Here is a 12,943-nt window from a genome sequence, read left to right on the forward strand (position 1 = left end):
AGGGAGGCACACGTCATGTCCGAGGCGAACAAGGCGCTGGTGGTCCGCTTCGTCGACGAGTTTTGGGGCAAGGGGAACCTGGCAGCGGCGGACGAGTTGATGACAGCGGATGTCGTGATCCACCAGCCGGAGGTGGGCGGCATCGCCGGCCTCAAGGCGTTCAACACCGTGCTGCGCAGCGCGTTTCCAGATTGGTATTCCACGCCGGAAGAGCTGATCGCGGAGGGGGAGCGGGTCGCGGAGCGCTGGACGGGGCGGGGCACCCAGCGCGGGGAGTTCCAGGGCATTCCGGCCACGGGGCGGCAGGTGACGGTGCCAGGGGTGGTGTTCTACCGCATCCGCGACGGCAAGATCGCGGAGTTCCGTGGGTCGTTCGACACGCTGAGCATGCTCCAGCAGCTCGGCGCCGTCCCGGCGCCCGCGCTCGCTGCCCGCTGACCATTCGACGCGCCCACCAGCTACGGGGACCGGTGGGCGCGTTCCGCGCGGAGCCTGGCGGCTCGTCCCATCGGCCGCCGACAGGTTATGCCGCGCGGCCTGCATGAGGCTCTTCCCGCAGCCAACTCCTGAGCAGTTGGCCCAGCGGCGCGCTGCGCTGGAGAGAATTCGCGCGCGGCGCGCGGAGATCGGGTCAATCGCACCGCTGACTGCGGCCGATCTTGTGCATCTCGGGCGAGCAGCGGCCGACGAAGCCGAGAGCCAGGCGTTTATTGAGAGACGCCTGCGCACTGAAGTGTAACCAATCGTCGTCCACCTCTTGCTTCCTGCCCGTATGACCCCGCCGCTTTGCCCGGCAGACGAGGCAAGTGCGGCTTCGCTACGATCGGATCGTCGCGCGCAGGCGCGAGCGAACTTCGCAGGAGGCCGCGATGGCTGAGGCAACGACTGTTCCAACCCTGTTCGAGTGGGCCGGCGGCCTGCCCGCCTTCGAGAAGCTGACCGCGATCTTTTACGCGAAAGTGCCGCACGACTCGCTGCTTGCGCCGGTCTTCGGCGCGATCTCGCCCGAGCACGCCAACCGCGTCGGCCACTTCATCGCCGAGGTCTTCGGCGGGCCGCCGCTCTACACACAAGCGCGCGGCGGCCACGCCACGATGATCCACGAGCATCTGAACCGCCGCCTGAGCGAGGCGCAGCGACAACGCTGCTTCGATCTGCTCTGCCAGAGCGCCAACGAGGCCGGCTTTCCCGCCGACCCCGAGTTCCGTTCCGCCTTCGTCGCCTATCTGGAATGGGGTACGCGCATCGCCGCGATCACCTCGCAGCAGGGCGGCGACGAGAGCCCCGACACGCCGATGCCGCGCTGGGGCTGGGGCGTGCCCGGTGGTCCGTACCGGCCGTAGCTCGGCCCATCCTGGCGGGCTGGGCCGCTCAGCGCGCCCCGTTCGTTCGTCCAAACCGCGATTCAACGAAGATCGCGCTGCGCGCGTGCGGCGCGGAAATGCGCCTTGTTCGAACGCAACTTTTCCGTTGACAGGCCATCCCCGCCCTTCTAGATTCAGGACGGTGCACCCCGTTCACGCGCCGGGCCGGCGGCCGCCGGCCTCCATTGCCGGGCAGGGGCGGCGATGTTCGCCGCGCCGATTCGCTCCGGCGACATTCCCAATGCACGCACCGCGTTTCACGGCACCCGCAGGCATTGCAGCACCAGAGGAGTGATCGGTCATGAACCTCGATCTGGAGAAGGTCCAGGAGGCCCTGCGCTGGCTGGCGGACACGTCGGGCGGCGACCAGGCGCTGGCGGCCCTCTCGGGCGCCTTCGAAGCGCTGAGAAGGGCGCTGCCCACGCAGCTGGACAACGCCGAGATGAAGTACGTGCTGGAGCGGCTGGTCCAGCAGCGCAGCCTGGAGGGCTGGGACAAGAAACTCGAACCGGCCGAAGTGGCAGGCTACACCGTGCAGCCGTTCGCCGCCCTCTTCCCCACGCTGACGGGCATCAGCAGCGCCCAGGTGCCGGCGGAGCTGAGCCAGATCGCCCGGCCGGTCAACTACGGTTTCCAGATCCGGGCCTCCGTGCCGCCGACACGGTTCTGATACGGGCGCCGGGCGTAGGGCGCAGGGGCGCGGGCTCTTCGCCCTGCGCCCTCTCGTCCCTATTCCCGGTTTCCTGTTCTCTACTCCCTATCTCCAGGTGGTCGCGGTGATCAACGCCCGCAGATACGAGTGCTTCTGGACCGATCCGCGTGAGCGCTGGCTGTTCGCCGGCAACACCTCGGGTCAGATCTCCGTCATCGACATCGACACGTTTTCGATTGTGCGCGAGGTGCAGGCGCACAGCGGCGTGCTGCGCGCGATCGCCGTGCACCCGTCGCTGCCGTATCTCGCGGCCTTCGCCACCGACCGTTGCCTCTCGCTCTGGACGTATGGCGAGGACGGCTCGCTCGCGCCGCTGGCCTACGCCTCGGTGCGCGACATCCCCTGCGCCAACGACGAGGGCTGCGTGCCGCCCATCCTCTCGCACAGCGTCGCCCTCGGCTTCCACGACACCGAGCGGCGGCTGGTGACGCGCAACGGCAACGGCGGCGTGCTGGAGCTGGAGTTCGACGACAGCGGCGCGCTGCGGCTGCTCTCCTGCATGCGGCTGCATGGCGACTGGGACGTGCAGATGACGCGCTACGTCAGCGGCACCGACCTGGTGCTGAGCGGCGGGCGCGACGCCACGCTTGTGCTCAGCGATCGCGGCCGCGAGCTGCGCCGCTGGACCTTCTGGGACACGGTGGCGCACTGGGCCGACCCGATTGAGGGCACCACGTACCTGATCGCCAGCGACGCGGGGCGCGTGGCCCGTGTCGACGTCTGCTCGGACGCGGAGCCGATCAGCGGCGACCGCTTCGCGCACGACGAGATGGAGTACGTGACCTACAACAAGGTCTCGCGGCGCGCCTTCGCCACCAGCTTCGACCGCAACGTCTACGAGATCGACCCCGAAACCTGCGAGGCGAAGGGCGTCGTCTACAGCCCCGGCTACAAGTGCATCTGGGCGAAGACGCTGGAACGCTCACCATCCACACTGATCGTGCATAGCCGCAACGGCGGCCTCTACAAGGCGAACGTCGACACCGGCTGCACGCTGGCGGTGATCAAAGAGACGCCGGCGGCGCTGTGGAGCATGGTGAGCCTGCCCGGCGGCGACATCGTTGCCGCCGGCGAAGGGTCGGATCTGGCGCGCTTCCGCCTGACCGGGATCGACCCAATCGCGCGCACGCCGCGCTACGAGCGCGAGCGCATCGAGACGGAACTGCCGGCCGACACCTACACCAAGCGGATGGTTCGCCACCCCGCGAGCGGTGAGCTGATCCTGGCCCGCACGGACGGTGAGATCTGGATCGGCAGGGACGGCGCCTTCAGGCGGCTGATCGCCCTCGGCTCGGCCGTGCGCGACATCGCCGTGGACCCCGCCGGGCGCGACCTGTTCGCCGTCACAGAGGACGGGCGGGCGCTGAAGATCGACCTCGACTCCGGCACGGTGCAGCTCACCTATCAAACCGGGGGCGAGCCGTTCCCGCGCCCGCTCTGGGCGCTGGCCTACAACCATACGCACAACCTGCTGGCCGTGGCCGAGTTCTCCACCAAAGTCCATATCCTCTCCGCCGCCGACTTTTCGCTGGTCGAGACCTGCGAAAGCCAGCGCGTGAAGCGCATCCGCTGGGTCGATTCGCAGACGCTGCTCTTCGGCAGCTCGGACGAGATCTGGCGCTACACGCTCGGCTCGGGCACGCCCGTGCCGCTGGTGACCGGCATGCAGAACACGGTCGAGGACTTTATCTGGGACGCGCGCCGGCAGTACCTGCTGCTGATCTGCTACCAGTGCACGATCGCCCTCTGTGACTTCAATACCGGCGCCAGGCTGGACGTCGTGCGCGACCAGATCGACTACTCCAAGGGCATCGCCTGGCTCGACGCTACGGGCGACGCGCACCTCTATCCCTGGGACTTCATCACCTGGGGGCGCTCGGGCGCCGCGCACCACTTCCGCATCCACGACGAGCGCATCCTCGCCCTGGGCCCGCTGGCGGTTCCTTGCGCCTGAATTCACTTGCGCCTCTCTGCTGGCGCCGCGGCGCTGATACACTATGCCCTGCAGCAGCCGGCTAGGCGTCGCCAAGGGAGTCCTGCATGCGCAGCGCGATATCCACCATCACCGACGACGGCATGGTCGCTCTCCCGCCCGAAGTGCAGCGGCAGTTGGGCGTGGGCGCCAATGACCCGGTGGAGTGGCTGATTGACGATGACGGCAGTGTGCGCGTAATCAGGTCGAACGGTCCGACACTGGAATCAGTGCGCGGTGCCGCCGGCTCACTGAGCAAGCCGCTGCCATGGGATGAAGTGCTGAAAATCGCACGTGAAGATGCCGCCTGCGTCACGTCTGGCGGACATGGTGGCTGACCCCGTCATCGACACCGATGTAATTGTGCGCCTCTTGACTGGCGATGATGCTGCAAAGCAACAGGCGGCATTCAATCTATTCAACCGTATCCGCGGTGGCGAATTGACCGCGATGGCGCCTGAAACTGTCATCGCCGACGCGGTGTTCGTGCTCTCTTCGCCGCGACTGTACAATGTCACTCGGGCCCATATTCGAACGCTTTTGCTGCCCATCCTTTCGTTGTCCGGCTTCTGGATCGAGGACCGCGAGATCGTGCTTGCCGCACTCAATTTGTACGCGAACTCGACGTCTGGTTTCGGCGATGCCCTGATCGTCGCCTACATGCGGCAGCGAGGCTCGACGACGCTGTATTCGTATGATCAGGGCTTCGACCGCTACCCTGACATCCAGCGGCGCGAGCCCTGACGACCTGCACCGTCGCCATCCTGTTCCCTGGTCCCGATTCCCTGTACCCTGTCACCTGTTACCAGTGAGCTGCTATTTACCAGCGAGCTGCTATCTAGCCCGGAGTCAGCCATGCAGGTCGCCGACATCCCCGGCCTCTCAGGCGAGATCAACGATATTCGCCGTCGCACGGCCGCGATCGTGGACGGCGCGGTCATTCCGGCAGAGCCGCGGCTGCGCGGGCCGGGGCCGGAACGGCAGGCGCTCTACCGCGAGCTGCAGCAGCGGGTGAAGGACGACGGCCTCTGGGCGCCGCACCTGCCGAAAGAGTACGGCGGCATGGGCATCGGCTTCCTGGGCCACGCCTACATGAACGAGGTGCTGGCCTGGAGCCCCTACTCCGGCGGCATCTTCGGCGTGGTTGCGCCCAACTCCGGCAACGAGACGGTGCTGATCAAGTACGGCACGGAGGAGCAGCAGCAGCGCTGGCTCTGGCCGCTGATTCGCGGCGAGATCGAGTCCTGCTTCTCCATGACCGAGCCCGACCAGCCCGGCTCCGACCCCTACGCAATCCAGACGCGCGCCGTGCGTGACGGCGACGACTGGTTGATCAACGGCCACAAGTGGTTCACCTCAAACGCCCGCCGCGCCGCCTTCGCCATCGTCGTCTGCCGCACCGAGGACGACGATGACGGCGCCGGCGCACGCGAGCGCATGACGCAGATCATCGTGCCGACGGACGCACCCGGCTTCAACATCGTGCGCAGCGTGCCGGTCTGGGGCCACGAGGGCGGCGACCACTGCGAGATTTTGTACGAGAACGTGCGCGTGCCGCTGGCCAACCAGCTCGGCCGGCGCGGCAGCGGCCACCAGGCGGCGCAGGACCGGCTGGGCGCGGGGCGCGTCTTCCACTGCATGTCCTGCGTGGGGCAGATGTGGCGCGCCTTCGACCTGATGGCCCGCCGCGCGATCACGCGCCAGGTGCACGGCGGCATGCTGGAGACGAAGCAGTTCATCCAGGGCTTTCTGGCCGACAGCTACATCGACATCCAGGCGGCGCGGCTGATGACGATCCAGACGGCGCAGAAGATCGACGCCGGGCTGGACGTGCGCACCGACATCTCCGCGATCAAGGTCTTCGTGCCCGCCTGCCTGGAGCGGGTGGTGGACCGCGCGATCCAGGTCTACGGCGCGATGGGTGTCTCCAGCGACACGCCGCTGGAGGCAATGTACCGCGGCGCCCGCACGCTGCGCATCGCCGACGGGCCGGACGAGGTGCACCGCATCGTCGTCGCCCGCAACATCCTCAAGCGGTACCACGAAGGGATGAGCTGGGACTTCGGCGTGTGAGGGAAGGTGAAGGGTGGAGGGTTTAGCTTGCCCGTCTACCCAGTACCGTTCCCGATCACCGTTCCACCAGGTACACGGCCATGGCGCCGGCGATCAGCAGCGCGATCGCGCCGCCGAGCCATGAGCCGTTGCGCATCTGGGCCGGCAGCGTCGGCAGCGCCGCGAGCAGTAGCACCAGGGCGATGGCGATGACGAAGATGGTGACCATGACAAGACCTTCCGGCACTACGGCGCGCCGCCGCACAAGAACAGGGTAGCAGACACCCGCGATTTTTCGCATAGCTCCGGCGGCGGGCGCCGGCCACGGCGGCTCAGTCGATCCGCAGGGGGCCGCGGCCGATGAACGCCCGCACCTCCGCCGGCTCCCCCGGCCGAATCCACCACTGATACCAGGTGGCCCCGGCGGCAGCACTCTCCAGCAGCCGCTCGCGCTCGACCGTGCGCTTCGGCGCCGCGATCTCGCCGGCAGCAGCGGTCCGCTGTCCGCGGCGCTGCCGGGTGCGGCCGCCTTGTAGAGGCAAGCGGCGTCCCAGCGGGCGGCACGACGGATGGGGCCGACGCTCCTCAACCTTCGCTGCTTTCGCTCCCAGAGTGCATGGTGAAACACGACACCCGCCGTCGTGTTTCGACGGCCCGAGGCCGCGACACCGGGCACTTCGTGTCTTGGCGCTCGCTACTCATCCCCGGAGCGGGGATTCACCGCGTCCGAGCGGTCCTCGCGCCCCGCTTCGGCCAGCAGCTTCCCGAAAGCAGCACGCAACGTCCGCGCCTCTTCGTCACTGAGGTGGCGGGCAAAGTGCTCGCGGATGCCGCGCAGGTGCACGGGGCGGGCACGGCGCAGCGTGGCGGCGCCGGCGGGCGTGAGCGCTGCGATCGTGCCGCGCAGGTCGGTGGGGCAGGGGCGCCGCTCCACCAGCCCCGCCTGCTCCATGCGGCTCACCAGGCGGGTGAGGCCGCTTTTACTGAGCAGCACGGCGCCGGCCAGCTCCTGCATGCGCCGCTCGCCGCCGGGCGCCAACGAAAGCTGGAAGAGCACGTCGTACCAGGCCAGTGGCAGCCCACGCTCGGCCAGCAGCTCCGCCTCGAGCCGGTCGGTAAGCACCGAATGCGCCGTGAGAAACGCCCGCCACGCCTCCAGCCGCTCATCGGAGGGCGCAGGGCGCAGGGCGGAGGGAGCAGGGGCCGGCACTGCGCCCTGAGCCGGCACGGCGCCTGGCCGGCCGTTGTCGTCGCAACCATCCATACGGACAGGTTACAGGTGACAGGTGACAGGTGACAGGGGTGGGGACTGTAACCTGTCACCTATCACCTGTCACCTCGTCTGTTCCCGGTTCCTTCACCGCCACCTGGCGCCGCGGCATGCGCGCCACCTCGCGCAGGCCGGACACATCGATCGGCGGCATCTCGAGTTCGAGCGCCTTGAGCACGCCGTTCGCCAGCTCGTTGTAGCGGCTGAAGCGGGCGCGGGCCTGCGAGCGCCAGGCGGGAATGCCGCCGTTGCAGTGCAGCTCGAAGGCCGACTCGCGGCCGTCGAGGCCGGAGGAGATATGGTCCCAGGTGAGCTGCAACAGGGCCGAGCGCTGCAGGGCGGTGTAGCCGCCGCCGCCGAACGACTCCTCCAGCCCGGCCGCCATCTCCGGGTCGGCCAGGTCGCTGTCCGCCGGCGCGACGACGAGCGAGGAGCCGGGCAGGATGCGCAGGATCTCCGTCAGCCGCTGCCGCGCCTGCTGCATGGCGATGCTGCCCGTGGCGATGTGCAGGTTGTTCGGCTTGGCGTAGCCGGCCACGCTCACGTCCGGGTCCAGCTCCGCCGCCGTGAGGCAGCTGCGCACCGTTTGCACGTCCACCAGCATGTCGGTGAGATACTCCTGCGTCGGCTGGTCCTCGCGCAGGCCCATCGCATCGATGCAGGCCAGCGCCAGGCCGAGCGCGAACTCGCCCTTCGACAGCCAGCAGTAGAGCTGGTGCCAGAACAGCCACTCGGCAATCGAGCCGCGCGGGTCCGGCCGCCGCGGCTTGTCCGGCTCCGGCGCCTTCTCGGTGAGGAAGAAGCGCTCCCAGGGCACGAACACGTCCTCCAGCCAGAGCTGGCCGTCCAGCTCGTCGAAGCGGTGGCTGAGCGGCGCGATGAAGCGGCTCGTGTGCCGCGCCGCGATCTTGCGACAGACGACCGTAACGCCCGGCGCGTTGACCGGCACGACGAACGTGGCCATGTGCTCGCCGTACTGCACGCCGCAGAAGCTGCCGATGTAGATGTCCTCGGCGAAGGGCGGGCTGGTGTGCATGCCGACTTTGCCGCGCAGCACCACGCCGCCGTCCGTCTCCTTGACGATGCGCAGGGCGGCGCGCTCGGTCGGGTCTTCGCGGAAGCGATAGCCGATCGTGGCGCCGCCGGCGGAAAAGGTGAGGAAACGGCCGGTGCGGGCGATCAGCTCGCGGTAGGCCGTGGCGTTGGCGATCTGCTCCTCCGAGACGTGCATGCGCTGCGTGGCGTCGAGAATGCCCAGCGCGATCAGGTTGCCGTAGGCGGCGTCGTGCGTGATGTTGCCGGCGCTGAGCAGCAGCGTCTCCGAGAAGGCGCGGCCCATGCGCCGCAGGTCGTCGGCGCACTGGGGAATGATGTAGGCGAGCGGCGTGCGCTGGCCCTCGGCAACGGGCGGCGTGAAGAGGATCTCCTGCCAGGCCGGGTCGAAGTGGCGGTCGTACCAGGCGACGTACTCCGCCACCATGCCGCGCGTCGCCGGGTGCATGGCGAGGTCGTCGATGCGGCCTTCGCCCATGACCCAGACCTTGCGCCCGTCGCGCAGGCTCTCACGGTACTCAGCGCCCGTTCGCACGGCGTCCTCCTGAGATTACAGGTGACAGGTTACTGGTTACAGGTTACAGTCCCCTCCCCCCATTCACTGTCACCTGTCACCTACCCTGGCCCCAGACCCGGCGGGCCGTTTCTACCAGCAGATCCAGCTTGCGCCGCTGCTCGTCCCAGGTCAGCAGGTTGCCCTCGGAGACGGAGGCGAAGCCGCACTGCGGCCCAAGCGCGAGGCTCTCCAGCGGCACGTATTTCGTCGCCTCGTCGATGCGGCGTATGAGGTCGTCCTGCCGCTCCAGCTCCGGCGTCTTGGTCGAGATCAGGCCGAGCACGACCGTCTTGCCGCGCGGCACGAAGCGCAGCGGCTCGAAGCCGCCGGCGCGGGCGCTGTCGTACTCGAGCAGCAGGCGGTCGAAGTTCAGGTGCGGGAAGACGGCCGCGGCGATGCGGTCGTAGCTGCCCTGCGCGAACCAGTGGCTGCGGTTATTGCCGCGGCACATGTGCAGGGCGAAGGTCACACCGTCGCGCTGCTGGCCGGCGATCACGGCGTTGTCGGCGCTCACGTTCTGCGCCACGGCCGCGTCCGGATCGACGCCCGCCTCCTGCCACTCGCGGCGATGCGTCTCGTCGGCGAAGTCGAAGACGTAGCGGATCGAGTCGAGCTGGATATAGGGCACGCCTTCCGCGACCAGCGCCTGCACTTCGCTGCGCACGATGGCGACGAGATCGCCGAGCGCGTCCTCCGCCGTGGGATAGGCCGCGTCGGAGAGGCCGCGCTGGTAGGAGCGCAGGAACCAGGTCGGGCTGGGCATCGTGATCTTGTACGGCCCCGGCGCGTGCTGCTTGAGGAAGGCCGACTCGACGCCGGTGAAGCGGCCGCGGGCGCGCAGTCTGCCGCCGATCGCCCAGCCCGTGGCCCGCGAGGAGGCCGAGAGCTGCGGCCGGTCGATCTCACCCGTCTTGAGGTCGCGCCAGTCGCCGATCAGCGGAATGCGCCCGGCGACGAAGCCCTCGACCGCCGCGGGCAGGCCGGTGAGCCACATCGCGCGGCGGTACTCGCCGTCGGTGAAGATCGGCATGCCCGTCTGGCGCTGCAGCTCCAGCGCCTGGAGAATCGCCGCGTCCTCGCGCTCGCGCAGCTGCTCGTCGCCTAGGCGGCCCTCCGCGTGGGCGATGCGGGCTTCGAGCAGCTCGGGCGGCCGCAGCAGGCTGCCTACCTGGTCCGCGCGAATCGAATCGGCCATGGCACGTTCCATCTCAGGGAGTAGGTTTCAGGGGTTAGGGGCCGACGTCCGCACATCCTACCCCCTAACCCCGAATCCCTAACCTCGCGCCGTGCGCAGGTCGGCGGCGGCGCCGGCGGCGATCAGCCCCATGTCGCTGCTGATCGTGATCATCTTGTAGCCGGCGGCGACGTGCTTCGCCGCCAGGCCCGCGTTGGCGTGAATGCCGGGAAAGACGCCGTGGCCCGCGCAGGCTTTCGCCACGCCGAGGCGGATCTCCTCGAACTCGCCGCCGTTGTCCATGCGCGGCTGCAGGCCGAGCGTGATGCTCATATCCGCCGGCCCGACGTAGACGGCGGTGATGCCCGGCACGGAGAGGATCTCCTCGATGCGCTGGTACGCCTGCCGCGTCTCGATCATGGGGATGCAGGCGACTTCCGTGTTGGCGTGGGCGAAATAGTCAGGGCCGGCGTACAGGCCGGCGCGCACCGGGCCGAAGCTGCGGGCGCCGTCCGGGAAGTAGCGGCAGGCGGAGACGGCCAGCTTCGCCTCTTCCACGCTGTTGACCATGGGAATGATCACGCCCATGGCGCCGGCGTCCAGCACCTTGCCGATGATGCCGAAATCGTTCCAGGGCACGCGCACGAAGGGCGAGGCCTCGCCGACGCTGATCGCCTGCAGCATGTGCACGGCCTCTTGATAGTCGATCGCGCCGTGCTGCATATCGACGGTCACGTAGTCGTAGCGCTGCCGGGCGATCGCCTCCGCCGAGAGCGAGCTGGGAATCGAGAGCCAGGCGCCGTAGGCCGGCTCGCCGGCCCGCCACTTCTCCAGGGCCGCGTTTGCGCGCATGCCATCCTCCATCAATTGGGGTAAATGGCGAAGGGTAGAGGGGACTTCACCCTTTACCCTTCACCCTCCACCCTCGACTTCGCCCCGCCAGCGCCGGATCCAGCCCGTGTGCTGCGCCTCGTGCCGGCTGACCAACCCCGCTTCGCCGTAGCGTGAGGCATCGAGGCCCCGCTCGCCGGCGGCCGCGATCGCCGCCAGCAACCGCTCGTGCGAGCGCGCCAGCTCCCAGCGCGCCTGTGCGGGCGAGAGGCCGAGCCGCAGTTCGTGCGCCAGCGCGTTGTAGACCGCATCCTGCTCGCCCGCCATGCGCCAGGCGGAGTCGTGCCCGGCGGAGATGCGCTCCACCTCGCTCGCCCGCAGCTCGTCCCAGAGGGCGAGATGCAGCAGGTGGTCCTTCACCGACCAGCCGTCGAGCGTCGCTTCGCTGAGCCGCGCGTCAGAGAGGCCGTCGATCGCGGCGAGCAGCTCCGCCCGCATCTGCCGGTAGTGCTGCAGCAGCGCCTCTCTGTCCTCGGCCATGCCTCACCCCGCGTCAGGTGATAGGTGACTGGTTACAGGTTACAGGGGGGATGGCCGGGACTGTCACCTGTCACCTGTAACCTCTCACCTGAACGTGCAGCTGACCTCGCCGAGCTGGTCGAAGACGGCGGTGAGCGTGTCGCCGGCGCCGAAGGGGATCGCCTTGATGAACGAGCCGGAGAGCACGACGTGTCCGGCGGCCATGGTCACGCCGAACTCGTGCAGCTTGTTCGCCAGCCAGGCGACGGAGTTGATCGGGTTGCCCATCACGGCCGAGGCGACGCCCGTCTCCTCGATGTCGCCGTTCTTGGCCAGGCTGGCGCCGATGCGGCGGATGTCGAGCTGGTCCAGGCGGCGCGGGTTGCCGCCCAGGACGACCAGGCCGCAGGAGGCGGCGTCGGAGACGCTGTCGATCACGCCGCGGGTGCCGCGCCGGCTGAAGCGGCTGTCCACGATCTCCAGCGCCGGCAGGATGAAGTCGGTGGCGCGGATCACGTCGGCCGCGTTCACCGAAGGGCCGGGCAGGTCGTGCTTGAGCACGAAGGCCAGCTCGACCTCGACCAGCGGCCGGTTGAGGCGGGCCATCTCGATGATCGAGCCCTCCGCCACGAACCAGTTGTCGAACATCGTGCCGTAGTCGGGCTCGGTGGCGTTGTTGAGTGAGCGCATCGCCTTCGAAGTGAGGCCGACCTTATGCCCCTTGATGCGCCGCCCCGCGGCCAGCTTCAGCTCGGTGACGAGCATGCCGATGCGGTAGGCGTCCTCGATGTCCGCCTCTTCGTAGGTCGCCGTGATCGGCTCGATCGGGGTCCGGTCGCGCTCCGCCGCGAACAGCGCCTCCGCGGCCTTCCTGTGCTGCGCGTCGTTCAGTTTCATCGCTTCCCCCGTGCGAGTGAGCGTTCAGGGTGCAGGGTGAAGGGGTGGGCGTCCAAGGTAAGCCGTCACCCTCGACCAGCTACCCCCTCTATTCCCTGTTCCCTATTCCCTGCACACGGCCAGTAGACGAAGCCGCAGCCGGTGAAGGTGCAGTGCGCCGGCACGTACTCCACGACTTTCGCCGGCCGCGCCATCGCCGCCGCCACGCTGATCCAGGCGCGCACCTCGCCCGTGCCCGAACGCAGGCTGTCTGAGTCGAAGGTGAACAGGTGCTTGAGCGCGTTCAGGTCGCCCTGGTCGTCGCCGATCAGGATCAGCGCGTCGGGGCGGTAGGTCTGCACCTGCTCACGCAGCGTGGCGAAGGCGGCGTGCATGCGGCGGTAGTAGTCCTGCCGCAGCTCCAGCGACGCGATCTCCTGCCGGGCCGTCTGCGGCAGCGAGTTCCTGATCTCATCCGGCATGCGTTCGAGAAAGTGCGTCCACTCGGAAGGCGGCCGCCACATGCCCGGCGCGTGGGAAGAGGCGAGCCCCAGTCCTAACATC

Annotated in this window: 17 protein-coding genes; 7 read left to right on the forward strand and 10 right to left on the reverse strand. The window is 68.7% G+C overall.

All coding sequences use genetic code 11. The annotated features are described in order from the left end of the window. Window positions 1–15 precede the first annotated feature (15 nt). A complete protein-coding gene (locus VKV26_23515; GenBank protein ID HLZ72884.1) occupies window positions 16–438 on the forward strand; it encodes an ester cyclase in 423 nt (140 codons plus the stop codon). A gap of 193 nt (window positions 439–631) precedes the next feature. Here VKV26_23515 and VKV26_23520 read toward each other — a convergent pair whose 3' ends face one another. Further along, window positions 632–754, reverse strand: a complete 123-nt coding sequence (locus VKV26_23520; GenBank protein HLZ72885.1) for a hypothetical protein — start codon at window positions 752–754, stop codon at window positions 632–634. 115 nt (window positions 755–869) lie between these two features. Between VKV26_23520 and VKV26_23525 the strand changes: the two genes are divergently transcribed. From VKV26_23525 to VKV26_23550, 6 genes are all read left to right on the forward strand, one after another. Next, entirely contained in the window at window positions 870–1,343 is a 474-nt protein-coding gene (locus VKV26_23525) for a group II truncated hemoglobin (GenBank protein ID HLZ72886.1), read from the forward strand. Between the two features lie 322 nt (window positions 1,344–1,665). Beyond that, complete coding sequence (locus tag VKV26_23530) at window positions 1,666–2,034, forward strand: hypothetical protein (GenBank protein ID HLZ72887.1); 369 nt, start codon at window positions 1,666–1,668, stop codon at window positions 2,032–2,034. Window positions 2,035–2,140: 106 nt separating this feature from the next. Then, window positions 2,141–4,030 carry a WD40 repeat domain-containing protein gene (locus tag VKV26_23535; protein HLZ72888.1) on the forward strand — a complete coding sequence of 630 codons (1,890 nt, stop codon included), beginning with the start codon at window positions 2,141–2,143 and terminating at the stop codon, window positions 4,028–4,030. Window positions 4,031–4,116: 86 nt separating this feature from the next. Then, on the forward strand, window positions 4,117–4,386 hold the full coding sequence (locus VKV26_23540; protein HLZ72889.1) for an AbrB/MazE/SpoVT family DNA-binding domain-containing protein: 270 nt from the start codon (window positions 4,117–4,119) through the stop codon (window positions 4,384–4,386). After that, on the forward strand, window positions 4,379–4,792 hold the full coding sequence (locus tag VKV26_23545; protein HLZ72890.1) for a PIN domain-containing protein: 414 nt from the start codon (window positions 4,379–4,381) through the stop codon (window positions 4,790–4,792). The genes VKV26_23540 and VKV26_23545 overlap by 8 nt, the downstream gene beginning before the upstream one ends. 111 nt (window positions 4,793–4,903) lie before the next feature. Then, complete coding sequence (locus tag VKV26_23550; protein ID HLZ72891.1) at window positions 4,904–6,121, forward strand: acyl-CoA dehydrogenase family protein; 1,218 nt, start codon at window positions 4,904–4,906, stop codon at window positions 6,119–6,121. Window positions 6,122–6,176: 55 nt separating this feature from the next. Here VKV26_23550 and VKV26_23555 read toward each other — a convergent pair whose 3' ends face one another. From VKV26_23555 to VKV26_23595, 9 genes are all read right to left on the reverse strand, one after another. Continuing rightward, window positions 6,177–6,329, reverse strand: a complete 153-nt coding sequence (locus VKV26_23555; protein ID HLZ72892.1) for a hypothetical protein — start codon at window positions 6,327–6,329, stop codon at window positions 6,177–6,179. Between the two features lie 103 nt (window positions 6,330–6,432). Next, window positions 6,433–6,642: a hypothetical protein gene (locus tag VKV26_23560; protein ID HLZ72893.1), complete on the reverse strand. Its 210-nt coding sequence runs from the start codon at window positions 6,640–6,642 to the stop codon at window positions 6,433–6,435. A gap of 152 nt (window positions 6,643–6,794) precedes the next feature. After that, a complete protein-coding gene (locus VKV26_23565) occupies window positions 6,795–7,223 on the reverse strand; it encodes a MarR family transcriptional regulator (GenBank protein ID HLZ72894.1) in 429 nt (142 codons plus the stop codon). Window positions 7,224–7,419: 196 nt separating this feature from the next. Continuing rightward, complete coding sequence (locus tag VKV26_23570; protein ID HLZ72895.1) at window positions 7,420–8,958, reverse strand: 4-hydroxyphenylacetate 3-hydroxylase N-terminal domain-containing protein; 1,539 nt, start codon at window positions 8,956–8,958, stop codon at window positions 7,420–7,422. Between the two features lie 76 nt (window positions 8,959–9,034). After that, on the reverse strand, window positions 9,035–10,174 hold the full coding sequence (locus VKV26_23575) for a cobalamin-independent methionine synthase II family protein (protein ID HLZ72896.1): 1,140 nt from the start codon (window positions 10,172–10,174) through the stop codon (window positions 9,035–9,037). Between the two features lie 78 nt (window positions 10,175–10,252). After that, window positions 10,253–11,005: an aldolase/citrate lyase family protein gene (locus VKV26_23580; GenBank protein ID HLZ72897.1), complete on the reverse strand. Its 753-nt coding sequence runs from the start codon at window positions 11,003–11,005 to the stop codon at window positions 10,253–10,255. A gap of 60 nt (window positions 11,006–11,065) precedes the next feature. Continuing rightward, window positions 11,066–11,524 (reverse strand): maleylpyruvate isomerase N-terminal domain-containing protein, encoded by a 459-nt coding sequence (locus VKV26_23585; protein ID HLZ72898.1) that lies wholly within the window; start codon window positions 11,522–11,524, stop codon window positions 11,066–11,068. An 84-nt stretch (window positions 11,525–11,608) separates the two neighbouring features. Further along, entirely contained in the window at window positions 11,609–12,400 is a 792-nt protein-coding gene (locus VKV26_23590; protein HLZ72899.1) for a fumarylacetoacetate hydrolase family protein, read from the reverse strand. A gap of 65 nt (window positions 12,401–12,465) precedes the next feature. Then, on the reverse strand, window positions 12,466–12,943 hold a 478-nt coding region (locus VKV26_23595), incomplete at its 5' end, for a hypothetical protein (protein HLZ72900.1).

The sequence above is a fragment of the Dehalococcoidia bacterium genome (assembly GCA_035310145.1).
In the GTDB taxonomy this organism is placed as follows: domain Bacteria; phylum Chloroflexota; class Dehalococcoidia; order CAUJGQ01; family CAUJGQ01; genus CALFMN01.